Genomic DNA, 21,995 nt, shown 5'->3' on the forward strand with positions numbered 1-21,995 from the left:
CAAGTGGGCGCCAGCGAGCCGGCGCCCGAATTTCTGCCGAGCTAAGTAGGGCAGAATTGTCGCATGCGGGATTTCTATTTTTTACGGGCCCTGGCGATGGGCCTGATGGCATGCCTTGCCCCGGCCTCATGGGCGGCCCACGCATATGCCCAGTTTGGCGACATCAAATACCCCGTTGGCTTCAGTCACTTTGACTATGTGAACCCGGCGGCGCCCAAGGGCGGCGAGATCCGCATGGTGCCGCCAACCCGGCCCACCAATTTTGACAAGTTCAACCCCTTTACCTTGCGCGGCACCGCGCCTTACGGCATTGGCAGCTTGCTGATTGAAAGCCTGCTGGTCGGCAATGCCGAGGAGCCCACCACGGCCTATGGCTTGCTGGCTGACGATGTGGTGGTGGCGGCCGACAAACTCTCGGCCACCTTTCATCTCAACGAAAAAGCGCGCTTTCACAATGGCGCGCCTGTGCTGGCGGCCGATGTGCTGCACTCCTGGAGCCAGCTCACGGGCAAGCTCGCCGCGCCGCAATACCGCACGATTTATGCGGAGGTCAAGGGCGTCACGGTGCTGTCCGAGCGGGTGCTGCGCTTTGACTTCCTCACGCCCAACCGGGAACTGCCGCTGGTGGTGGGTGGCATGCCGATCTTTAGCCGCGACTGGGGCAAGGTGGCCGGTGTCAGCAAGCCCTTTGACCAGATCGTCTCCGAGCCGCCCATAGGTTCGGGGCCCTACAAGATTGCCAACCTTGCGATGGGGCGGGACATCACCTATGTGCGCGACCCGGCTTACTGGGGTGCTGAGCTGCCGAGCCGCAAGGGCCAGTTCAATTTTGACCGCATTACCTTCAAGATTTATCTGGACGAAACCTCGCGTTTTGAGGGCCTGAAGGCCGGCGAATACGATTTTTTGCGTGAGTTCATCTCGCGCAACTGGGCGCGCCAGTACACCGGCAAGCAGTTCAGCTCGGGCGAGCTGGTCAAGCGCGCCTTTGAAAACCGCAACCCCGGTGACTTTCAGGGCTATGTCTTCAACCTGCGCAAGCCCAAGTTCCAGGATGTACGGGTGCGTCAGGCCATAGGCCTGGCCATGGACTTCGAATGGATGAACCGGCAGCTGTTTTATGGCCTTTACAAGCGCGTGAACGGCTACTTCCCCAATAGCGAGTTTCACGCCGAAGGCCTGCCCAAGCCCGACGAGCTGGCCTTGCTGGAGCCTTTGCGCGCCAAACTCAACCCGGCCGTGTTTGGCCCGGTGCCGTTGTCACCCAGCACCACGCCACCCGGCAGCCTGCGCGAAAACCTGCGCCAGGCCCAGGCGCTGCTGAAAGAAGCCGGCTGGACTTACCGCGATGGCGCACTGCGCAATGCCCAGGGCGAGGCCTTCACCATGGAGTTTCTGAACGACCAGCCCTCGCTGATCCGCATCGTCGGGCCGTTTCAGAAGGCGCTGGAGAAGCTGGGCATCGGCATGACTTATCGCGTCGTCGACTTCTCTCTGAGCAAGCAAAAGCTGGACGGTTTTGACTTTGAAGTCACCACGCTGCGCCTGCCCGGCAGCACGGCACCGGGGGGTGAGCTGCTGGAGCTGTTTGGCTCCAAGGCCGCCGCCACGCCGGGCTCCTCCAATCTCTGGGGGATCGCCGATCCGGCGGTTGATGCGCTGCTGCAAAAAGTGGTGAAGGCCACCACCCGGCCCGAATTGAGCGCCGCCATGCGAGCGTTGGACCGAGTCTTGACCAATGGCTACTACTCGGTGCCCCAGTATTACGGCGACGAGTTTTTTATCGGCTACCGACCCGGCCGCTTTGTCCTGCCGGCAGTGATTCCGCCGTATTACCAGGCCGATAGCTGGGCCATGAGCACCTGGTGGGCGAGATGACCCCCACGCTTGTCACTTCGTGTACTGCGCTGCCCCCCGAGGGGGCCGCTGCGCCTGAGGCCCGGCAGAGCCGGTTCCTCGGCCCCTGCTTGAAGGGATCTTTCGCGCGCTCACGCGCTGCAATTTCCGCTGCTCTTCACCCACGCTCGAAAGTTTGACCTATGGCCAGCTACATCCTTAAGCGCCTGCTGCTGATGATTCCGACCTTGCTGGGCGTGCTGCTGCTGACCTTTGCCATGGTGCAGTTTGTGCCGGGCGGGCCGGTGGAGCAAATGGTGGCGCAGTTGCAGGGCCGGGATTCGGGTGGCGAGCGGGCCGCCGCAACGGGTGCCGGCTACCGCGGCCGCCAAGGCCTGGATGCCCAGCGCATCGAGGAAATCAAGGCCTTGTACGGCTTTGACAAGCCCGTGCATCAGCGCTTTTTCCAGATGCTGGGGCAGTTCGCGCGCTTTGACCTGGGCAACAGCTTTTACCAGCACAAGGATGTCTGGCAGCTGATCAAGGAAAAAATGCCGGTATCCATCAGTCTGGGCCTGTGGACCTTTTTCATCAGCTACCTGATCGCCGTGCCCCTGGGGGTGGCCAAGGCGGTGCGGGCGGGCACGCGCTTTGACTTTGTCACCACGCTGGTGGTGCTGGTGGGCTATGCCATTCCCGGTTTCGTGCTGGGCGTGGCGCTGCTGGTGGTGTTTGGCGGCCAGCTGCAATGGTTTCCGCTGCGCGGCCTGACCTCGGCCAACTGGGACACCTTGAGCTGGGGCGCCCGTATCACCGACTATCTTTGGCACATCACCTTGCCCGTCATCGCCATGGTGCTGGGCAGCTTTGCCGTGACAGCGGTGCTGACCAAGAACTCGTTTCTGGAGGAAATCCGCAAGCAGTATGTGCTGACGGCCCGCGCCAAGGGCCTGAGCGAACGTCAGGTGCTCTGGAAGCATGTGTTTCGCAATGCCCTGATTCCCATCATCACCGGCTTTCCGGCAGCCTTCATAGGGGCTTTTTTCACCGGATCGCTGCTGATAGAAACGCTTTTTTCGCTCGACGGCCTGGGTTTGCTGAGCTATGAAAGCGTGATTCGCCGCGACTACCCGGTGGTGCTGGGGACGCTTTATTTATTCACGCTGATTGGCCTGGTGACCAAGCTGATCAGCGACCTTTGCTATGTGTGGGTAGATCCGCGCGTGAAGTTTGATTGAGTATGAGCAGCCTTCCAACCCCCGTCTCGCCGCCCTCGCTGTCACCTTCGCGCCGCGCCTGGCAGCGCTTTCGGCGCAACCGCCTGGGTTTCTGGAGCCTGCTGCTGTTCAGCCTTCTGGTGGTGTTCAGCCTGTTTGCCGAGGTCTTGTCCAACGACAAGCCGCTGCTGGTCAACTACAAAGGCGGGTATTACTTTCCGCTGCTCAAGGACTATTCGGAGAAGACCTTTGATGGCGACTTTGATACGCCCACCGATTACCTGGACCCTTTCATCAGGGACAAATTGAGTCGAGACGGCAACTGGGCGCTTTACCCGCCCAACCCCTATGGCCCGCGCACCATCAATTATTTTGCCAAGGAGCCCAATCCCTCGGCGCCCTCGCAGGGCAACCTGTTCGGCACCGACGACCGTGGGCGCGATCTACTGGCGCAGCTGATTTATGGCTTTCGCTTAAGTGTGCTTTTCGGGCTGGCGCTGACCGTGATTGGCGTGGTGATAGGCGTGATCACAGGAGCGATTCAGGGTTATGCGGGCGGTAAAACCGATCTGGTATTTCAGCGCTTCATGGAAATCTGGAGTTCCATGCCCGAGCTTTACCTGTTGATCATTTTTAGCGCCGTTTTTGCGCCCAGTGTGGCCTTGCTGCTGCTTTTGCTCAGCCTGTTCGGCTGGATGGGCCTGTCGGACTATGTGCGCGCCGAGTTTTTGCGCAATCGCCAGATGGACTACGTGCGCGCCGCCCGGGCCCTGGGCGTGAGCAATCTGCAGATCATGTGGCGCCACATCCTGCCCAACAGCATGACGCCTGTGGTCACGTTTTTGCCGTTTCGCATGAGTGCGGCCATTTTGGCGCTGACCTCGCTGGATTTTCTCGGCCTGGGCGTGCCGCCTGGAACACCCTCGCTGGGCGAGCTGCTGAACCAGGGCAAGGCCAATATCGATGCCTGGTGGATATCCTTGTCGACCTTTGCGGTGCTGGTCGCGACCTTGCTGCTGCTGACTTTCATGGGCGATGCCTTGCGCGACGCCCTGGATCCGCGAAAGCTTGACCAATGACTCTGCTGCAAGTCACCAACCTTGGCGTCTCCTTTGCCGGCAAACCGGTGGTTCACGGCATCAATTTTTCCATTGCTGCGGGGGAAAAACTGGCCCTGGTCGGGGAGTCGGGTTCGGGCAAGACGGTCACGGCCCTGAGTCTGCTGCGCTTGGTGCAGAACGCCGAGATCAGCGGTCAGGCGCTGTTTGCCAGCCCGGAACCTCAGGCGAATGGGTCGCTGGACCTGCTGTCCATGCCAGAAAGCGGTTTGCGCCGCATTCGGGGGCAGGACATCGCCATGATTTTCCAGGAGCCCATGACGGCACTGAACCCCTTGTTCAGCGTGGGCGATCAGATCGCCGAGGTTGTGCAGCTAAAAAAGGGTTTGACGCAAACGGAGTCTGCGGAGGTAGCTATTAAATTGCTAGCGGATACCGGTATCACCGAAGCCGCGCGACGGGCCCGCTCTTTTCCCCATCAGCTGTCGGGCGGGCAACGCCAGCGCGCCATGATCGCCATGGCGCTGGCCTGTGCGCCCAAGCTGCTGCTGGCCGACGAGCCGACCACGGCGCTGGATGTCAGCTTGCGCGGCCAGATTCTGGACTTGCTGAGCGATTTGCAGCAGCGCATGGGCATGGCCGTGCTCATGATCACCCACGACCTCAATCTGGTGCATCGCTTCGCCGACCGGGTCGCGGTCATGCAAAACGGTCATATCGTGGAGCAGGGGCCGGTGGCAGAGGTGTTTGCCCGGCCGCAGCACCCCTATACCCGGCAATTGATAGACAGCAAGCCGGTTCGCAATGTCGTTGAGGGCGGGGCGTCGAATTTGCCGTCTACCCTGCAGGCCCACCAGTTGCGCGTGGCCTATCCCGTCGCCGTGCCTGGTTTTCGGGGCTGGTTCAAGCGGGCGGAGTTTGTCGCCGTCAAGGAGGCCAGCTTTGATATTCCTGCCGGCCGCACGCTGGGGCTGATTGGTGAGTCGGGCTCGGGCAAGTCCAGTCTGGCACTGGCCAGTCTGGGGCTCATGCCTTTTTCCGGGCAATTGCAGGCGGCGGGTCAGGCCTGGGGCCGACAGGCGGCCGGCAACAAGGCCATTCGTCGGGCCGTTCAAGTGGTTTTTCAGGATCCGTTTTCCTCGCTGTCGCCGCGCATGACGGTGGAGGCTATCGTCGAAGAGGGCTTGCTGGTGCATGAGCCGGCATTGCTTCAGGCTGAAAGGCGGCTGCGCACCCTGCAAGCGCTGGCCGATGTGGGCATGGACGAGGCGCAGTTTCCCGGCTTGCTGCAGCGCTATCCGCATGAGTTTTCTGGCGGACAGCGCCAGCGGCTGGCGATTGCCCGCGCGCTCATCATCAATCCCCAGTTGCTGGTGCTGGATGAGCCCACCAGCGCCCTGGATGTGACCATTCAAAAACAGGTGCTGGCGCTGCTGCAGCGCTTGCAGCGTGAGCGCGGGCTGAGTTATCTGCTGATCACCCACGACGTGGCGGTGATACGCGCCATGGCCCATGAGGTGATGGTGATGAAGGATGGCGAGGTGGTGGAGGCTGGCACGGTTAGTGAAGTGCTGGATACGCCGCGTCATCCCTATACCCGGGTACTGGTGGCGCAAGCCTGAAAGCGGCAAAATTAAGGCTTGGCATTTTCTCTTGCCCTTGATGTGAAGGCGCGGCCAAGCGATTCAGGCACGAAAATTGTTTGCATCACTGGGTTGGGTGCGTTAGAATACGCCCTTCACGACCAAATGGGCGGGTTTTCACCGCCCATTTTTTTTGGGCGTTTGTTTTTTACGGACTGTCGAGCAAGAAAACTGAATGGCCTTACAAGAGACGATTGAGCAAACTGTTACGGGGTTGGGGTACGAGCTGGTAGAAATTGAGCGGACCAGTGGCGGTTTGCTGCGTGTCACGATTGACATGCCCTATACGCCCGAGGCCGAGCAATTCATCAATGCGGAAGACTGTGAAAAAGTCACGCGGCAGTTGCAGTTCGTCCTGGAGGTCGAGGGTGCTGAATATTCACGGCTGGAAGTCAGTTCCCCCGGCATCGACAGGCCTTTGCGTAACGAAAAAGATTTTGAGCGCTTTGCCGGCGAGTTGATTGATCTCACGCTCAAGGCGCCGATTGGCGTGGCGGCAAGCGCAGGCTCCACGATTTCGGCCAGCCGCAAGAAGTTTCGCGGCACGCTGGAGCGCGCCGAGTCGGGAGGCTGGCAAATCGTCTGGAGCGATGAGCCCGCCGTCAAGCCTGGCCAAAAAGTTAGCAAAAAAAGAATTCCCGCACCGCTGCAGGCACTCGGGTTCACGCTGGATGAAATTCAGCAGGCGCGTTTGGCGTCTGTCGTTGATTTCAAGGGGCGTAAACCAAAGCTCGCCCCGGTTGCCGATAGACCTACAGAGAATTAATTTAGAAAGGCAGGCTTGTGAAATGAATCGCGAACTGTTGATGTTGGTTGATGCCATCTCGCGTGAGAAAAACGTTGAACGTGACGTCGTTTTTGGCGCCGTCGAGCTTGCGCTCGCCTCGGCCACCAAGAAGGTGTACCCGGAGGGCGTGGACATCCGCGTTGCCGTGGACCGTGATAGCGGCAATTACGAAACCTTCCGCCGCTGGCTGGTCGTGGCCGACGAGGCCGGTCTGCAAAACCCGGAAGCCGAAGAGCTGGTAAGCGACGCTCGCGATGAAATCGCCGACATCGAAGAAGGTGATTACATTGAAAAGCCGGTCGAGAGCCTGCCGATTGGCCGCATTGGTGCGCAAGCGGCCAAGCAGGTCATTCTGCAGAAAATCCGTGATGCCGAACGTGAAATGCTGCTCAGCGATTTCATGTCGCGTGGCGACAAGATTTTTGTCGGCACCGTCAAGCGCATGGACAAGGGCGATCTGATCGTCGAGTCCGGTCGTGTCGAGGGCCGTCTGCGCCGCGGCGACATGATCCCGAAAGAAAACCTGCGCTCTGGCGACCGTGTTCGCGCCATGATCATGGAAGTCGACACCACGCTGCGTGGCGCTCCCATCATCCTGTCGCGTACTGCGCCCGAGTACATGATCGAGTTGTTCCGTCAGGAAGTGCCTGAAATCGAGCAAGGTCTGCTGGAGATCAAATCCTGCGCCCGTGATCCCGGTTCGCGCGCCAAGATTGCCGTGCTCTCGCATGACAAGCGCGTTGACCCGATCGGCACCTGTGTTGGCGTTCGCGGCACCCGTGTCAATGGCGTGACCAATGAGCTGGCCGGTGAGCGCGTCGACATCGTCCTGTGGAGCGAAGATCCGGCCCAGTTCGTGATCGGCGCACTGGCGCCTGCCAATGTGTCTTCTATCGTCGTTGACGAAGAGCGTCATGCCATGGATGTGGTGGTGGACGAGGAAAACCTCGCCATTGCCATCGGTCGCGGTGGTCAGAACGTGCGCTTGGCGTCGGAGCTGACCGGCTGGAAGATCAACATCATGGATGCCAGCGAGTCGGCGCAAAAGCAGGCCAACGAAACCGACAGCAGCCGCAAGCTGTTCATGGCAAAACTGGATGTGGACGAAGAAATCGCCGACATCCTGATCGCCGAAGGCTTCACCAGCCTGGAAGAAGTGGCTTATGTGCCGCTACAGGAAATGCTCGAAATCGAGTCTTTCGACGAAGACACCGTCAACGAGCTGCGCACGCGCGCCAAAGACGCGCTGTTGACCATGGAAATTGCCAAGGAAGAAAGCGCCGATGGCGTTTCGCAGAATCTGCGTGACGTGACCGGGCTGACCCCTGAGCTGATTGCCAAGCTCCAAGAGGCGGGTGTACAGACCCGTGACGACCTGGCCGATCTGGCCGTGGACGAGCTTACCGATATAACCGGCCAGTCCGCGGACGAGGCCACAGCCCTGATCATGACAGCACGCGCCCATTGGTTTACCGATGACGCTGGCACCGCCGCTGCACCCGCAACGGCTCAAGATCAATGATCATGGAGGCCAGTCAGGAAAACCAAATATGTCCAGTACCACTACCGTCGCTGAATTCGCAGCTGAATTGAATAAATCACCCGCTACCCTGATCGAGCAATTGACCAGCGCAGGCGTAGCCAAGACGCAGGCCAGCGATCCCCTGTCCGAGGCCGACAAACAAAAGCTGCTTGGCTATTTGCAGGCCAGCCATGGCACTGTTGCGGCCGAGCGCAAAAAAATCACGCTGGTGAAAAAATCCACCAGCGAAATCAAGCAGGCCGATGCCACCGGCAAGGCCCGCACCATCCAGGTGGAAGTCCGCAAGAAGCGCACCTTCGTCAAGCGCGAGGATGGCTCTGACATGCCCGTTGAAGAGGCTCACGAAGTAGCCGCAGCGCCATCCGCGCCGGCCATTCCGGATGCCGAGCTGGTTCGCCGCGAGGAAGAAGCCAATCGCCACGCCGAGTTGCTGCGTCGCCAGGAAGAAGAACTGGCCGAGAAGCGCCGTCTGCGTGAAGAGCAGGACGCCAAGGAAGCGGCGCGTGAGCTGGAGCGTCAGGCTGCCGCACAAAAGGCTGAGGCTGAAGCCCAGGCTGCGGCTGCTGCCCTGGCAGCAGAAGCCGCCAAGAAAGCCAAGCCTTCCATTGGGAAAATTGAAAAACCAGCCCCAGCTGTAACGGCTGAGGCGACCAAGGCCGCTGATGCAGCGGCGGCGGAGCAAACCAGCAAGGCGGCCGAGGCCGCGACCGTGCTGGCTGCGGCCAAGGCCAAGGCCACCGCTGAGTTTCAGGCGGATGCCGCCAAGGCGCAGGATCTGCAGGAGCGTCGCCGCAAGGCCGAAGCTGAAGCCGCTGGCATTCGTGCCATGCTGTCCGCGCCCAAGCGTGTGTTGGTACCGCATGTAGACCCCAAGGTCGCCATGAAGGGCACTTTGCACAAGCCAGCAGCTGCACCCGGCGCAGTGGCCAAGCCAGGCGCTCCTGGTGCGGTGGCAGCGCCAGGCGCCGCCGGCAAGAAAGAAGTCAAGTCGGAGAACCTGTCTTCGACTTGGAAAGATGATGCTGCCAAGAAAAAGGGCATCCCTAGCCGCGGCGCTCCGGCGGTTCCCGGTCGCGGTAATTTCCGCAGTGGCCCGCGTGGTCGCCGTGGCAGCACCGGTCGCGAAGTGCGTTCCGAGTCCAACTTTGTGGCGCCTACGGAGTTCAAGGTCATTGAAGTTCACGTGCCGGAAACCATCACGGTGGGGGAGTTGGCTCACAAGATGAGCATCAAGTCCTCCGAAGTGATCAAGCACCTGATGAAGCTGGGTCAGATGGCCACCATCAATCAGCCGCTGGACCAGGACACCGCCATGATCGTGGTGGAAGAAATGGGCCACAAGGCCTTGACTGCCGCACTGGACGACCCGGAAGCCTTTACCGACGAGGACGTGCAGGGTCAGCAGTCAGAGTCGCTGTCGCGCGCACCGGTGGTGACCGTCATGGGTCACGTTGACCACGGCAAGACCTCGCTGCTGGACTACATTCGCCGCGCCAAAGTGGCCTCCGGTGAAGCCGGTGGCATTACCCAGCATATCGGCGCCTACCACGTGGAAACACCACGCGGCGTGGTGTCCTTCCTGGATACCCCGGGTCACGAGGCGTTTACCGCCATGCGTGCCCGTGGCGCCCAGGCCACCGATATCGTGATTTTGGTTGTGGCCGCCGATGACGGTGTCATGCCGCAAACCAAGGAAGCAATCAAGCACGCTCGTGCAGCGGGCGTTCCCATCGTCGTGGCGATCAACAAGATCGACAAGCCGGATGCGAACCTCGAGCGCGTCAAGGGCGAGCTGGTCACCGAAGGCGTGGTGCCGGAAGAGTTCGGCGGTGATTCACCGTTCGTGCCAGTGTCCGCCCGTACCGGCGCAGGCATCGACGATCTGCTGGAGCAGGTGTTGCTGCAAGCCGAAGTGCTGGAGCTGAAGGCTCCGGTCGATGCCATGGCCAAGGGTCTGGTGATTGAAGCCCGCCTGGACAAGGGCCGCGGCCCGGTTGCCACGGTGCTGGTGCAGTCCGGTACGCTGAAAGCTGGTGACGTGGTGTTGGCGGGTTCGACCTATGGCCGCGTGCGCGCCATGCTGGATGAAAACGGCAAACCGGTCAAAACCGCTGGTCCTTCGATTCCGGTCGAAATCCAAGGTCTGACGGAAGTGCCTCAGGCCGGCGACGATTTCATGGTCATGACGGACGAGCGCCGCGTGCGCGAAATCGCCACCTACCGCGCTGGCAAGTTCCGCAATACCAAGCTGGCCAAGCAACAGGCGTCCAAGCTGGAGAACATGTTCTCCGACATCAACGCCGGCGAAGTCAAGATGCTGCCCATCATCATCAAGGCCGATGTGCAGGGTTCACAGGAAGCGCTGGCGCAGTCACTGCTCAAGCTCTCGACCGACGAAGTCAAGGTCCAACTGGTGTACTCCGGTGTGGGTGGTATTTCCGAGTCCGACGTCAATCTGGCAATTGCCTCCAAGGCGGTGCTGATCGGCTTTAACACCCGGGCCGATGCCCAGGCGCGCAAGCAGGCCGAGAACAACGGCATTGATATTCGTTACTACAACATCATTTATGACGCTGTGGACGAACTCAAGGCCGCCATGTCCGGCATGCTCACGCCCGACAAGAAGGAAGAAATCATCGGTAATGCCGAGATTCGCCAGGTGTTCAAGGTCAGCAAGATCGGCTCGATTGCCGGCTGTATGGTCACCGCCGGTGTGGTTCGCCGCTCCGCCAAGTTGCGCTTGCTGCGCGAAAACGTGGTCATCTTCACGGGTGAGCTCGATTCGCTCAAGCGCTTCAAGGACGATGCCAAGGAAGTCAAGGAAGGCTTCGAGTGCGGCTTGAATGTCAAGAATTACAACGACATTCAGGTTGGCGATATTCTTGAGTTCTTTGAAATCAGGGAAGTTGCACGGACCTTGTAAAAAACGGACAGCCCGCCATCTTCTTAGAGTTGGCGGGCTATTTCGGTGAAAGTCAGTATTACAAGCCAAGCCATCAAGTTCAAATTTTTGTTTCATGCGTAAAAAGTCATCCACCCCCAACCGCGGCTTTCGTGTTGCCGACCAGATCCAGCGGGATCTGACGGAACTGATCGCGCGCGAGTTGAAGGACCCCAGGGTCGGCATGGTGACGATTCAGGCGGTTGAAGTCACGCCTGACTACGCGCATGCCAAGGTGTTTTTCAGCGTGCTCATTGGCGACGCCAAAGAGTGCGAAGTAGCCCTCAACCAGGCCGCCGGTTTCCTGCGCAACGGCCTGTTCAAACGTCTGATGACGCACACGGTTCCGACCCTGCATTTTCATTTCGACCGCACCACTGAGCGTGCGGCCGACATGAACGCCTTGATTGCCAAGGCGGTTTCCTCTCGCGCCCAGGACGACTGAGTTCGCGCCGTTCCCCTTTGACAGGTTCGGGGACAACGGTGCCAACCGAGCGCTCGGTTCCAGCCCGTGCGCTGAGCCTGTCGGAGTTTTATGACGCAAACATCTTCTCATCGCCAGAAAATTCAGCGACGTCCCGTGCATGGCGTGCTGCTGCTCGACAAGCCGCTGGGTTTGTCGAGTAATCAGGCCTTGCAAAAAGCCAAATGGCTGCTGCGCGCCGAGAAGGCCGGTCATACCGGCACGCTTGATCCCCTGGCCACCGGCGTGTTGCCGCTGTGCTTTGGCGCGGCCACCAAGTTCAGCCAGCTGCAGCTCGATGCCGACAAGACCTACGAAGCCGTCTTGCTGCTGGGCCAGAAAACCACGACGGCTGACGCCGAAGGCGAAGTGATTGAGACGCGGCCGATACCCGAGATCACGCCCGAGTTGCTGCAAGTCATGACGCAGCGCTTTACCGGCCCGCTGGCGCAAATTCCCCCCATGTATTCTGCCTTGAAGAAAGATGGCAAGGCGCTTTATGAGTACGCGCGCAAGGGTGAAGAAGTGGAGCGGGAAGCTCGTCACATCACTATTTATAAGCTAAATATGGCTCTAGCCCAGGATCCACGGGCGGAAGTAGCTATCAAAATCGTAGTCAGCTGCAGCAAGGGCACTTACATCCGCACCTTGGGCGAAGACATCGGCGAGGCACTCGGTTGCGGCGCCCATCTGGGTTCGCTGCGGCGGATTGAAACCGGTGGCTTCGTGGCGGCGCAATGCGTCACGCTGGCCGCGCTGGAAGCCATGAGCGAAGCCGAGCGCGACGCTTGCCTGTTGCCGCCGCAGACGCTGGTGAACGATTATCCGGTCGTCACATTGGACGCTGAGAACGCAGGGCGTTTTTTGAGCGGCCTGCGTCGTCGCGGTCAGTGGGGCGCCGATGCGCCGCTGGTGCAGGTGTATGGCTCAGCACCGGCGGCATTTTTAGGCACCGCCCACATTGCGGCGGATGAACTGATTCCCCAGCGTCTGCTGAGTCCGATCGAGATTCAGAACATCCTGCAACCGGCGCAGCCGCCGCCTGAAGTTTTCCTGCCCGTTTCCACGGCCGCGCCATTGGGCGCAGGCTCTTTTCAACATTAATCAAGTACCGTTTCCCCAAGTTCCCAGAAAGTCAACCATGAGTCAAAAACAGATCCGTAACATCGCCATCATCGCCCACGTCGACCATGGCAAGACCACCATGGTCGACCAGTTGCTGCGCCAGTCCGGCACCTTTGCCGACCACGAAAAAGTCGTAGACACCGTGATGGACAACGGTGCCATCGAGCGCGAGCGCGGCATCACCATTTTGGCCAAGAACTGTGCCGTGAGCTGGGAAGGCACGCACATCAACATCGTTGATACCCCAGGCCACGCCGACTTCGGCGGCGAAGTGGAACGCGCTCTGTCCATGGTCGACGGCGTGGTGCTGCTGATCGATGCGCAGGAAGGCCCCATGCCCCAGACGCGCTTTGTGACCAAAAAGGCCCTGGCCCTGGGCCTGCGCCCCATCCTGGTGGTGAACAAGGTCGACAAGCCGGGCGCACGTCCCGATTTCGTGGTCAACGCCGCTTTCGATCTGTTCGACAAGCTGGGCGCGACCGACGAACAGCTCGATTTCCCCGTGGTCTATGCCTCGGGCATCAACGGCTGGACCTCGCTGGAAGAGGGCGCGCCGGGCGAGCAGTGGGGCCCCGACATGTCGGCCCTGTTCAATACCGTGCTCAAGCATGTACCAGCCCAAAAGGGTGACCCGGAAGCGCCGCTGCAGCTGCAGATTTCCGCACTCGACTTCTCGACCTTTGTGGGCCGCATCGGCGTTGGCCGCATCAGCCAGGGCACGATCAAGCCCATGATGGATGTGGTCGTGATGGAAGGCCCGGATGGCAAGGCTGTCAAAGGCCGCATCAACCAGGTGCTGAAGTTCCACGGTATTGACCGTGTGCAAGTGACCGAAGCCGGCCCCGGCGACATCGTGCTGATCAACGGCATTGCCGATCTCGGCATTGGCGTGACCGTCACCGACCCGACCAACCCGGCGCCGCTGCCCATGCTCAAGGTGGATGAGCCGACCCTGACCATGAACTTCTGCGTCAACACCAGCCCGCTGGCCGGCCGTGAAGGCAAGTTCGTCACCAGCCGCCAGATCTGGGACCGCCTGCAAAAAGAACTGCAGCACAACGTCGCTTTGCGCGTCAAGGAAACCGACGAAGAAGGTATCTTTGAAGTCATGGGCCGGGGCGAGTTGCACCTGACCATCTTGCTGGAAAACATGCGCCGCGAAGGCTACGAGCTGGCCGTCTCCAAGCCACGCGTGGTGTTCAAGGATGTCGATGGCGTGCGCCATGAGCCTATCGAGTTGGTGACTGCCGACATCGAAGAAACCCATCAAGGTGGTGTGATGCAGGCCCTGGGCGAGCGCAAGGGCGAACTGGTCAACATGGAGCCGGACGGCCGTGGCCGTGTGCGCCTGGAATACCGCATTCCTGCGCGTGGCCTGATTGGTTTCACCAATGAGTTCCTGAACTTGACCCGTGGTTCCGGCCTGATCTCCAACATCTTCGACAGCTATGAGCCGCATAAAGGCGACATCGGCGGCCGTAAAAACGGTGTGCTGATCTCCATGGACGACGGTGAAATCTTCACCTACGCTCTGGGCAAGCTCGATGACCGCGGCCGTATGTTCGTCAAGGCCAATGATCCGGTATACGAAGGCATGATTGTCGGCATCCACAGCCGTGACAACGATCTGGTGGTCAACGCCACGCGTACCAAGCAGCTGACTAACTTCCGTGTGTCCGGCAAGGAAGACGCCGTCAAGATCACGCCGCCTATCGAGTGCACGCTGGAATACGGTGTGGAATTCATCGAGGACGACGAACTGGTGGAAATCACGCCAAAATCCATCCGTCTGCGCAAACGTTTCCTGAAGGAAAGCGAGCGCAAACGCGCTGGCCGTTAATCCTTTAGCCGCTTCGGCGGCTTAAGCTAGAGAGTATTGGAAAGGGCCGCTGCCTGACAGTGGCCCTTTCGTCGTCTGCAGGTGTTGCCTTTGCGCTATTACCCAGGGTGTTTCATGAAGCTCACGCAATTCACGCATGGCAGGGCAGTGGTCCTGATGGTTGTCGTCACACTGATGTGGTCTATCGCCGGCGTGGTCACCAGGCAGCTGGAATCAGCGCGCAGCTTTGAGATCACCTTCTGGCGCAGCTTTTTTACCTTGTTGTCGCTGCTGATCATCCTGCCGATGTTTCAGGGCCGGGTCGTGTTCGCCAAAATCCGCAGTGGCGGCCGGGCGCTATGGCTGTCGGGTGTTTGCTGGAGCGTGATGTTCACGGCCTTCATGGTGGCGCTGACGCTCACCACCGTGGCCAATGTGCTGGTGACCATGGCGGCCAGCCCGCTCATTACCGCCTTGCTGGCGCGTGTTTTCATAGGCCACCGCATTCCCCCGCGTACCTGGCTGGCCATTGTCATGGCCGGTGCCGGCATTGCGTGGATGTATGGCGGGCAGATGGATTTGTCCAGCCATCTGGGCGGCACGCTGGTGGCGCTGCTGGTGCCTTTGGCCAGCGCGGCCAACTGGACCGTGGTGCAGCATAGCCGTGCCCATGGCCAAAATATCGACCTGGTGCCTGCCGTGCTGGTGGGGGCGGGGATTTCCTCTTTGGCGACCTTGCCCCTGGCTTTTCCCTTGTCGGCGACGCCGCATGATATTGGCCTGCTGGCCCTGCTTGGGCTTTTTCAGCTGGCGATTCCCTGTGTGCTGGCGGTGCTCTGTGCCGGTGTGCTCAAGGCGCCGGAGGTCGCGCTGCTGGCCTTGCTGGAGGTGATTTTTGGCATCTTGCTGGCCTGGGTGGGAGCCAACGAGGTACCGGGTGCCAGCGTGTTGACCGGCGGTGCGCTGGTCATAGTCGCGCTGGTGATCAATGAACTGATTGGATGGAGACAGAAATCATGAATGCTGAACTTATGACGAGTGACGAGAAAAATAGTCCGCCTAACAGCGAGGTGCAGGTAGAGCGCCGCGGCGGTGTCGGGCTGATCACGCTGAATCGGCCCAAGGCGCTCAATGCGCTGTCGCTGCCCATGGTGCGCGAACTGCTCGCCACCTTGCAAGTCTGGCGTGACGACCCTGCCGTTTTGGCGGTGGCGATTCGCGGCAGCAACAAGCATGGCCGTCCGGGCACGCCCGAGAGCCTTTTTGGCGGGTTTTGCGCCGGCGGTGATATCCGTTTTTTCCACCAAGCCGCCCTGGCCGGCGGTGCAGAACTGGCTGCGCTGGACGATTTTTTCACCGAGGAATACGGCCTCAACCACCTGATCCAGACCTATCCCAAGCCCTATATCGCTTTCATGGATGGCGTGGTGATGGGCGGCGGCATGGGCATCAGCCAGGGGGCAAAAGTGCGCATCGTCACCGAGCACACCAAGATGGCCATGCCAGAGACCAATATCGGCCTGTTTCCGGATGTGGGCGGCGGTTATTTCCTCAGCCGTTGCCCGGGCCATGCCGGTGAATACCTAGCATTGACCGGCGATGTCATCGGCGCCGATGAGGCTCTGGGCTATGGACTGGCCGACGTCAAGGTGGAGGCCGCGCGGCTGCCGACGTTGTGGAATGATTTTGCCAGCCAGGATTTTGCCTCCAGCGCTCAGGTTGATGCCTGGATTGCTACTGAATTGGTAGCTGACCGCGCCCGTCCTGTCTTGGCTACAGGCCAAATTGATGCCTGTTTTTCGTTGGCACGCGTCAAACACATCGTTGATGCTCTGGAAGGCGCGCAGGACGATGTCTGGGCCCGCAAGACCGCTGCCACCCTGCGCAAGCGCTCGCCGCTGATGCTGCATGTGACGCTGGAGCAGATTCGCCGGGCCCGTGGCATGACGCTGGCCGACGATTTGCGCATGGAGCGTGACATGGTTTATCAATGCTTTCACCTGCGCGCTGGCGCGCAAAGTGAAACCGTTGAGGGCATACGCGCGCTGGCCGTGGACAAGGATTACAAACCGCAGTGGAATCCAGCCCGTATCGAAGACGTGAAGCCAGGCATGGCCGATGCGTTCTTTGTCAGCCCCTGGACGGCGGACACGCACCCTTTGCGCGCCTTGTAAACACAGCAGGTGCGCTGCCCACGGCCGGGCAGGGCACCTGTTGGTCTGTTAGCCGCTTAGCGGTTTCTGGACTTCATGGCGCGATCCACCTCGCGCTTGCCTTCGCGGTCCTTGATGGTGTCGCGCTTGTCGTGCTCGGCCTTGCCCTTGGCCAGACCAATCTCGCATTTCACCTTGCCGGCTTTCCAGTGCAGGTTGAGCGGCACCAGCGTGAAGCCTTTTTGCTCCACCTTGCCCATCAGCCGGCGAATTTCGTCCTTGTGCATCAGCAGTTTTTTGGTCCGCACGGAGTCGGGGCGCACATGGGTCGAGGCCGTGCCTAACGGGTTGATCTGGCAACCGATGATGAAGAGCTCGCCGTTGCGTATCACCACGTAGCCGTCGGTGAGCTGCACCTTGCCTTCGCGCAGAGACTTCACCTCCCAGCCTTCCAGCACCATGCCGGCCTCAAAACGTTCCTCTATGTGGTAGTTGAAAGTGGCTTTTTTGTTGTCGGCTATGCGAATCGCAGCGGCGGCTGCCTTGGCTGACAGATTGCTGGCCGGCTTGGCGCCGGCTTTGCCTGAGGAGGCCGCGGCTGGTTTTTTGGAGGAGGATGCTTCTTTTGTGGCCATGGCTTGAGGTAAGGGCGAAGGCGCGATAGTGGCTAATACAATTGCGCCCAGCCTTTGATTGTATGAAAACCGTTCACAAGTCCGTTCTAATTTGGTACAGCGCCGCAGAAATGTTTGCGCTGGTGACCGATGTCGCCAGTTATCCGCAGTTTTTGCCCTGGTGCGACCAAGCCAGCGTCGACGAGGAAAACCCCCAAGGCATGACCGCCAAGGTGGGTATTTCCATTGCCGGCCTGTCGCACAGCTTCACCACCCGCAACCGACATGAGGCCGACCGCAAAGTCAGCATCCAGCTGGTGGATGGCCCGTTTTCAAAACTCGAAGGTGATTGGCACTTTTCTCCTTTGGGGGACGGCAGCCAGCGCGCCTGCAAGGTGGAATTCACCTTGTGCTACGCCTTTGAAAGCGGCGCGCTGTCTACGCTGGTCAGCCCGGTGTTCGACAAAATCGCGGGCAGCATGGTTGACGCCTTCGTCAAAAGGGCCGCCCAGGTTTATGGCGAGGCCTGAGGGCATGAAAGCGGGTGCCTCATGAAAGTTGTGCTGTTGTACTCACCCGCGCCCCGGCAGGTTAAGGAGTGGGCACTTGAGCTGGCTGCGGATGCCAGCATTGCGCAGGCGCTGGCGCAATGCCGGGTGTTGGAGACCTTTCCCGAGCTCCAGGCCGGTCGTCTGACGCTGGGGGTGTGGGGTCGCAAAGCCGCTCTGACGCAAAAACTGATGGACGGGGACAGGGTGGAAATTTACCGGGCCTTGCGGGTAGACCCCAAAGTCGCCCGGCGCGAGCGCTTTAACCGTCAGGGTGCGAAAAGTGCCGGGCTATTCGCCAAGACCCGGGCGGGAGCCAAAGCCGGCTATTGAATCCGGCCTGATCGGCTGCCAAGGCTAAAAAGCCCTGCCGGCTCTATTTGGCGCAGTCGCTCTCGGTGATGCCTTGAATGCGCTTTGTTTCTGCGGCACGGGTGCCGTCATCCATAAACTCCCGCTCGCCTTTGGCGTTGACGGTCGAAATCCTGACGCCGGATTGCAGGCTGGTCAGGCCTTTTTTGGCTCGCTCGCAATTTTCAGCCTTGGCCTTTGCTATTTTGTCTTCTTCCGCCTTGTTCTTGGCGGCTTCCTCTTCTTCAGCCTGTTTTTTCTTGGCCTCAAGCTGCGCATCTTTGCCAGACAGTTTGGGCGCGCTGGCCTTGGCTGCCGGCGCCGAAACGGCGACTGCCGGATTTTCATTGGCAGGCTGTGCCGCCACAGGCTTCTGGTTGCCGGGGCGCTTCAGAATATTTTTTTCCTGAATGTCAGCAGGTGGCGAGCGGTCGCTGAATACTTTACGGCCATCTTTGTCTATCCATTGCCACTGGGCCACGGCCGTGACGGCAAATGATCCACAGGCGAGCGCCAAAAAAATGGTTCTTGAAGCAAATTTGAAGTCCATTTCACCAGTGTAGCGCCGCGCCGCAGGATTTTTTTGAGGAGCGGCGGCCATGGCTGACTTTTACGCCCCGGTCAGCATCCCCGGGTCAAGCCCACAGCCGACTTGTCTTTCGGGAGAAAGGTACAATCGCGTTTTTGGAGCTCTCTCTATGCGCCTCATCGGCAAAGCGCTTACCTTCGACGACGTATTGTTGGTGCCAGCGTTCTCCCAAGTCCTGCCCAAGGACGCCTCACTTTCCACCCAGTTTTCCCGCAATATCCGCCTGAACCTACCTCTGGTGTCGGCGGCCATGGACACCGTCACCGAAGCCCGGCTGGCGATTGCCATTGCGCAAGAAGGCGGCATGGGCATCGTGCACAAAAACCTGACGGCCCAGCAGCAGGCGGCCGAGGTGGCCAAGGTCAAGCGCTACGAAAGCGGCGTGCTGCGTGATCCGGTCGTGATTACGCCGACGCACACGGTGCGCCAGGTCATGGCCCTCAGCGAACAATTGGGCATTTCGGGCTTCCCTGTGATCGACGGTGGCAAGGTCGTCGGCATTGTGACGGGACGCGACATGCGCTTTGAGTCGCGCATGGATGTGCCGGTCAGCACCATCATGACGCCGCGCGAGCGCCTGATCACCATGCCTGAAACGGCCACCCTGGCCGACGCCAAGGCCTTGCTCAACAAGCACCGGCTGGAACGTGTGCTGCTGATCAATGATGACTTCGTGCTTAAGGGCCTGATCACCGTCAAGGACATCACCAAACAGACCACTTTCCCCAATGCCGCGCGCGACGCACGCGGCCAGTTGCGCGTTGGCGCGGCGGTTGGCGTGGGCGAGGGCACCGAGGAGCGTGTTGAAGCGCTGGTCAAGGCCGGCGTCGATGCCATCGTGGTGGACACAGCTCACGGCCACAGCAAGGGCGTGATTGAGCGGGTGCGCTGGGTCAAACAGAATTACCCGCACGTTGACGTCATTGGCGGCAACATTGCCACCGGTGCGGCAGCGCTGGCACTGGTTGAAGCCGGCGCCGACGCGGTCAAGGTCGGTATTGGTCCTGGCAGCATCTGCACCACCCGCATCGTGGCCGGTGTCGGTGTGCCGCAAATCATGGCCATTGACAGCGTCGCCACCGCCTTGCGCGGCACCGGCGTTCCGCTGATTGCCGACGGCGGCATTCGCTACAGCGGCGATATCGCCAAGGCCATCGCGGCCGGCGCGGGCACGGTGATGATGGGCGGCATGTTTGCCGGCACCGAAGAAGCGCCTGGCGAAGTGATTTTGTTCCAGGGCCGTAGCTACAAGAGCTACCGCGGCATGGGCAGCATTGGTGCCATGCAGCAGGGCAGCGCCGATCGTTACTTCCAGGAAGCCACCACCGGCAACCCGAACGCAGACAAGCTGGTGCCCGAAGGCATCGAAGGCCGCGTGCCCTACAAAGGCTCCATGGTCGCCATCATCTTCCAGATGGCCGGCGGCTTGCGTGCCAGCATGGGCTACTGCGGTTGCGCCACGATCGAGGAAATGCACAACCAGGCCGAGTTTGTGGAGATCACCTCGGCCGGCATACGCGAAAGCCATGTCCACGATGTGCAGATCACCAAAGAAGCCCCCAATTACAGGGCTGATTGAACCTTGAACCGACCCACAGGCGTCTGATAAACCAGACGCCTTTTTCTTTTTTGCCTAGAAGACTAGCCCCTCATGCAACACCAGAAAATCCTCATTCTCGATTTCGGCTCCCAGGTCACCCAGCTGATTGCGCGCCGCGTGCGCGACGCCCATGTTTTCTGCGAAGTTCATCCCTGCGATGTGACGGACGACTGGGTGCGCGAGTACGCCAAAGATGGCTCGCTCAAGGGCATCATCCTGTCGGGCAGCCATGCCAGCGTCACCGAAGACAGCACCGACCGCGCACCGCAAGCCGTGTTTGAGCTGGGCCTGCCGGTGCTCGGTATTTGTTATGGCATGCAAACCATGGCACAGCAGCTCGGCGGCAAGGTTGAAACCGGCCACATGCGCGAATTTGGTTCAGCTGATGTGCGCGCCCGTGGCCATACCGCACTGTTCAAAGACATTGCCGACTACACCACGGCCGAAGGCCAGGGCATGCTGGATGTCTGGATGAGCCACGGTGACAAGGTCACGGAAATGCCGCCCGGCTTCAAGCTCATGGCGTCTACCGACTCCTGCCCGATCGCCGGCATGGCCGACGAAGAGCGTCGCTTTTACGCGGTGCAGTTTCACCCCGAAGTCACGCATACCAAGCAGGGCGATGCCATTTTGCGGCGCTTTGTGCTCGGTATTTGCGGCACGCGCCCTGACTGGGTCATGGGCGACTACATCAGCGAAGCGGTCGAAAAAATCCGCCAGCAGGTGGGTGACGAAGAAGTCATTCTCGGCTTGTCCGGCGGCGTCGATTCGTCGGTGGCTGCGGCGCTGATCCACCGCGCCATCGGGGACCAGCTGACTTGCGTATTTGTCGATCACGGCCTGCTGCGCCTGAACGAAGGCGACATGGTGATGGACATGTTTGTCGGCAAGCTGCACGCCAAGGTGATTCGCGTCGATGCCGCCGACCAGTTTTTGGGGCACCTCGCCGGCGTCAGCGAGCCTGAAGCCAAACGCAAGATCATTGGCCGCGAGTTTGTCGAGGTATTCAAGGCCGAGGCCGCCAGGCTCAAGGCTGGCGACGGCGGGCACAAGGGCGCCAAATGGCTGGCCCAGGGCACGATTTACCCGGATGTGATCGAGTCCGGCGGTGCCAAAAGCAAAAAAGCCGTCACCATCAAGAGCCACCACAACGTCGGCGGCCTGCCCGAGCAACTGGGTTTGAAGCTGCTGGAGCCGCTGCGTGAACTGTTCAAGGACGAAGTCCGCGAACTCGGCGTGGCGCTTGGCCTGCCGCACGACATGGTGTACCGTCATCCCTTCCCCGGCCCTGGCCTGGGCGTGCGGATTCTGGGCGAAGTTAAAAAAGAATACGCCGACCTGCTGCGTCGCGCCGACGCGATTTTTATCGAAGAGCTGCGCAACTTCAAGGACGCGGAGACCGGCAAGACCTGGTACGAGCTGACCAGCCAGGCTTTCACCGTGTTTTTGCCGGTGAAAAGCGTGGGCGTGATGGGCGACGGCCGCACCTATGACTACGTGGTGGCGCTGCGCGCCGTGCAAACCAGCGATTTCATGACCGCCGACTGGGCCGAGTTGCCTTACGCGCTGCTCAAAAAGGTTTCCGGCCGAATCATCAACGAAGTGCGCGGCATCAACCGCGTCACCTACGACGTCAGCAGCAAGCCGCCAGCAACGATTGAGTGGGAGTGATTTGAGCCTGTCAGTGGGCGATTGATCGCCGTCGAAA

The 21,995-nt window shown here is 60.3% G+C and carries 18 protein-coding genes; 16 read left to right on the plus strand and 2 right to left on the minus strand.

What is annotated here, in order from left to right:
- Nucleotides 1-63 precede the first annotated feature (63 nt).
- The 12 genes from BM160_RS17440 (at nucleotide 64) to BM160_RS17495 (ending at nucleotide 16,606) form a co-directional block, all read left to right on the plus strand.
- Nucleotides 64-1,878 (plus strand): extracellular solute-binding protein, encoded by a 1,815-nt coding sequence (locus BM160_RS17440; protein ID WP_369821801.1) that lies wholly within the window; start codon nucleotides 64-66, stop codon nucleotides 1,876-1,878.
- Between the two features lie 161 nt (nucleotides 1,879-2,039).
- Nucleotides 2,040-3,074, plus strand: a complete 1,035-nt coding sequence (locus tag BM160_RS17445) for a microcin C ABC transporter permease YejB (RefSeq protein ID WP_092007443.1) — start codon at nucleotides 2,040-2,042, stop codon at nucleotides 3,072-3,074.
- 2 nt (nucleotides 3,075-3,076) lie between these two features.
- Entirely contained in the window at nucleotides 3,077-4,132 is a 1,056-nt protein-coding gene (locus BM160_RS17450; RefSeq protein ID WP_092007444.1) for an ABC transporter permease, read from the plus strand.
- Nucleotides 4,129-5,733 carry an ABC transporter ATP-binding protein gene (locus tag BM160_RS17455; protein WP_092007445.1) on the plus strand — a complete coding sequence of 535 codons (1,605 nt, stop codon included), beginning with the start codon at nucleotides 4,129-4,131 and terminating at the stop codon, nucleotides 5,731-5,733. Before BM160_RS17450 ends, BM160_RS17455 begins: the two co-directional genes overlap by 4 nt.
- Nucleotides 5,734-5,929: 196 nt before the next feature.
- Nucleotides 5,930-6,520, plus strand: a complete 591-nt coding sequence (rimP, locus tag BM160_RS17460) for a ribosome maturation factor RimP (RefSeq protein WP_092007446.1) — start codon at nucleotides 5,930-5,932, stop codon at nucleotides 6,518-6,520.
- Nucleotides 6,521-6,542: 22 nt separating this feature from the next.
- Nucleotides 6,543-8,063, plus strand: coding sequence for a transcription termination factor NusA (gene nusA, locus BM160_RS17465; protein WP_092007447.1), 1,521 nt, complete (start codon nucleotides 6,543-6,545; stop codon nucleotides 8,061-8,063).
- Between the two features lie 28 nt (nucleotides 8,064-8,091).
- The gene (gene infB / locus BM160_RS17470) at nucleotides 8,092-11,007 is read left to right on the plus strand and encodes a translation initiation factor IF-2 (RefSeq protein WP_092007448.1); all 2,916 of its coding nucleotides are present in this window, start codon (nucleotides 8,092-8,094) and stop codon (nucleotides 11,005-11,007) included.
- 94 nt (nucleotides 11,008-11,101) lie between these two features.
- A complete protein-coding gene (gene rbfA / locus BM160_RS17475; RefSeq protein WP_092007449.1) occupies nucleotides 11,102-11,470 on the plus strand; it encodes a 30S ribosome-binding factor RbfA in 369 nt (122 codons plus the stop codon).
- A 90-nt stretch (nucleotides 11,471-11,560) separates the two neighbouring features.
- Nucleotides 11,561-12,592, plus strand: a complete 1,032-nt coding sequence (gene truB / locus BM160_RS17480) for a tRNA pseudouridine(55) synthase TruB (RefSeq protein ID WP_092007450.1) — start codon at nucleotides 11,561-11,563, stop codon at nucleotides 12,590-12,592.
- 37 nt (nucleotides 12,593-12,629) lie between these two features.
- The gene (gene typA / locus BM160_RS17485) at nucleotides 12,630-14,453 is read left to right on the plus strand and encodes a translational GTPase TypA (protein WP_092007451.1); all 1,824 of its coding nucleotides are present in this window, start codon (nucleotides 12,630-12,632) and stop codon (nucleotides 14,451-14,453) included.
- A gap of 114 nt (nucleotides 14,454-14,567) precedes the next feature.
- Nucleotides 14,568-15,452, plus strand: a complete 885-nt coding sequence (locus BM160_RS17490; RefSeq protein WP_092007452.1) for a DMT family transporter — start codon at nucleotides 14,568-14,570, stop codon at nucleotides 15,450-15,452.
- Nucleotides 15,449-16,606, plus strand: a complete 1,158-nt coding sequence (locus BM160_RS17495; protein ID WP_255368990.1) for an enoyl-CoA hydratase/isomerase family protein — start codon at nucleotides 15,449-15,451, stop codon at nucleotides 16,604-16,606. The genes BM160_RS17490 and BM160_RS17495 overlap by 4 nt, the downstream gene beginning before the upstream one ends.
- Before the next feature lie 56 nt (nucleotides 16,607-16,662).
- Here BM160_RS17495 and smpB read toward each other — a convergent pair whose 3' ends face one another.
- Nucleotides 16,663-17,220, minus strand: a complete 558-nt coding sequence (gene smpB, locus BM160_RS17500; protein ID WP_255368991.1) for an SsrA-binding protein SmpB — start codon at nucleotides 17,218-17,220, stop codon at nucleotides 16,663-16,665.
- A gap of 62 nt (nucleotides 17,221-17,282) precedes the next feature.
- Between smpB and BM160_RS17505 the strand changes: the two genes are divergently transcribed.
- The gene (locus BM160_RS17505; RefSeq protein WP_092007454.1) at nucleotides 17,283-17,729 is read left to right on the plus strand and encodes a type II toxin-antitoxin system RatA family toxin; all 447 of its coding nucleotides are present in this window, start codon (nucleotides 17,283-17,285) and stop codon (nucleotides 17,727-17,729) included.
- Nucleotides 17,730-17,750: 21 nt separating this feature from the next.
- Nucleotides 17,751-18,080 (plus strand): RnfH family protein, encoded by a 330-nt coding sequence (locus BM160_RS17510; RefSeq protein ID WP_092007455.1) that lies wholly within the window; start codon nucleotides 17,751-17,753, stop codon nucleotides 18,078-18,080.
- A 43-nt stretch (nucleotides 18,081-18,123) separates the two neighbouring features.
- On the opposite strand, the gene BM160_RS17515 is transcribed toward BM160_RS17510, so the two are convergent.
- On the minus strand, nucleotides 18,124-18,699 hold the full coding sequence (locus BM160_RS17515) for a DUF4124 domain-containing protein (protein ID WP_369821802.1): 576 nt from the start codon (nucleotides 18,697-18,699) through the stop codon (nucleotides 18,124-18,126).
- 97 nt (nucleotides 18,700-18,796) lie between these two features.
- Here BM160_RS17515 and guaB point away from each other — a divergent pair, with 97 nt between their 5' ends.
- Nucleotides 18,797-20,266 carry an IMP dehydrogenase gene (gene guaB / locus BM160_RS17520; protein WP_092007457.1) on the plus strand — a complete coding sequence of 490 codons (1,470 nt, stop codon included), beginning with the start codon at nucleotides 18,797-18,799 and terminating at the stop codon, nucleotides 20,264-20,266.
- Nucleotides 20,267-20,338: 72 nt separating this feature from the next.
- Nucleotides 20,339-21,958 carry a glutamine-hydrolyzing GMP synthase gene (guaA, locus tag BM160_RS17525; RefSeq protein ID WP_092007458.1) on the plus strand — a complete coding sequence of 540 codons (1,620 nt, stop codon included), beginning with the start codon at nucleotides 20,339-20,341 and terminating at the stop codon, nucleotides 21,956-21,958.
- The last annotated feature ends 37 nt before the right edge of the window (nucleotides 21,959-21,995 follow it).

The organism is Polaromonas sp. OV174 (assembly GCF_900112285.1).
Taxonomy (GTDB): Bacteria; Pseudomonadota; Gammaproteobacteria; order Burkholderiales; family Burkholderiaceae_C; genus Polaromonas.

What these genes read in the sequence shown, in the direction of transcription:
- BM160_RS17440 (WP_369821801.1), top strand. Translation starts at nt 64, where the DNA reads ATGCGGGATTTCTATTTTTTACGGGCCCTGGCGATGGGCCTGATGGCA.
- BM160_RS17445 (WP_092007443.1), top strand. Translation starts at nt 2,040, where the DNA reads ATGGCCAGCTACATCCTTAAGCGCCTGCTGCTGATGATTCCGACCTTG.
- BM160_RS17450 (WP_092007444.1), top strand. Translation starts at nt 3,077, where the DNA reads ATGAGCAGCCTTCCAACCCCCGTCTCGCCGCCCTCGCTGTCACCTTCG.
- BM160_RS17455 (WP_092007445.1), top strand. Translation starts at nt 4,129, where the DNA reads ATGACTCTGCTGCAAGTCACCAACCTTGGCGTCTCCTTTGCCGGCAAA.
- rimP (WP_092007446.1), top strand. Translation starts at nt 5,930, where the DNA reads ATGGCCTTACAAGAGACGATTGAGCAAACTGTTACGGGGTTGGGGTAC.
- nusA (WP_092007447.1), top strand. Translation starts at nt 6,543, where the DNA reads ATGAATCGCGAACTGTTGATGTTGGTTGATGCCATCTCGCGTGAGAAA.
- infB (WP_092007448.1), top strand. Translation starts at nt 8,092, where the DNA reads ATGTCCAGTACCACTACCGTCGCTGAATTCGCAGCTGAATTGAATAAA.
- rbfA (WP_092007449.1), top strand. Translation starts at nt 11,102, where the DNA reads ATGCGTAAAAAGTCATCCACCCCCAACCGCGGCTTTCGTGTTGCCGAC.
- truB (WP_092007450.1), top strand. Translation starts at nt 11,561, where the DNA reads ATGACGCAAACATCTTCTCATCGCCAGAAAATTCAGCGACGTCCCGTG.
- typA (WP_092007451.1), top strand. Translation starts at nt 12,630, where the DNA reads ATGAGTCAAAAACAGATCCGTAACATCGCCATCATCGCCCACGTCGAC.
- BM160_RS17490 (WP_092007452.1), top strand. Translation starts at nt 14,568, where the DNA reads ATGAAGCTCACGCAATTCACGCATGGCAGGGCAGTGGTCCTGATGGTT.
- BM160_RS17495 (WP_255368990.1), top strand. Translation starts at nt 15,449, where the DNA reads ATGAATGCTGAACTTATGACGAGTGACGAGAAAAATAGTCCGCCTAAC.
- smpB (WP_255368991.1), bottom strand. Translation starts at nt 17,220, where the DNA reads ATGGCCACAAAAGAAGCATCCTCCTCCAAAAAACCAGCCGCGGCCTCC.
- BM160_RS17505 (WP_092007454.1), top strand. Translation starts at nt 17,283, where the DNA reads ATGAAAACCGTTCACAAGTCCGTTCTAATTTGGTACAGCGCCGCAGAA.
- BM160_RS17510 (WP_092007455.1), top strand. Translation starts at nt 17,751, where the DNA reads ATGAAAGTTGTGCTGTTGTACTCACCCGCGCCCCGGCAGGTTAAGGAG.
- BM160_RS17515 (WP_369821802.1), bottom strand. Translation starts at nt 18,699, where the DNA reads ATGGCCGCCGCTCCTCAAAAAAATCCTGCGGCGCGGCGCTACACTGGT.
- guaB (WP_092007457.1), top strand. Translation starts at nt 18,797, where the DNA reads ATGCGCCTCATCGGCAAAGCGCTTACCTTCGACGACGTATTGTTGGTG.
- guaA (WP_092007458.1), top strand. Translation starts at nt 20,339, where the DNA reads ATGCAACACCAGAAAATCCTCATTCTCGATTTCGGCTCCCAGGTCACC.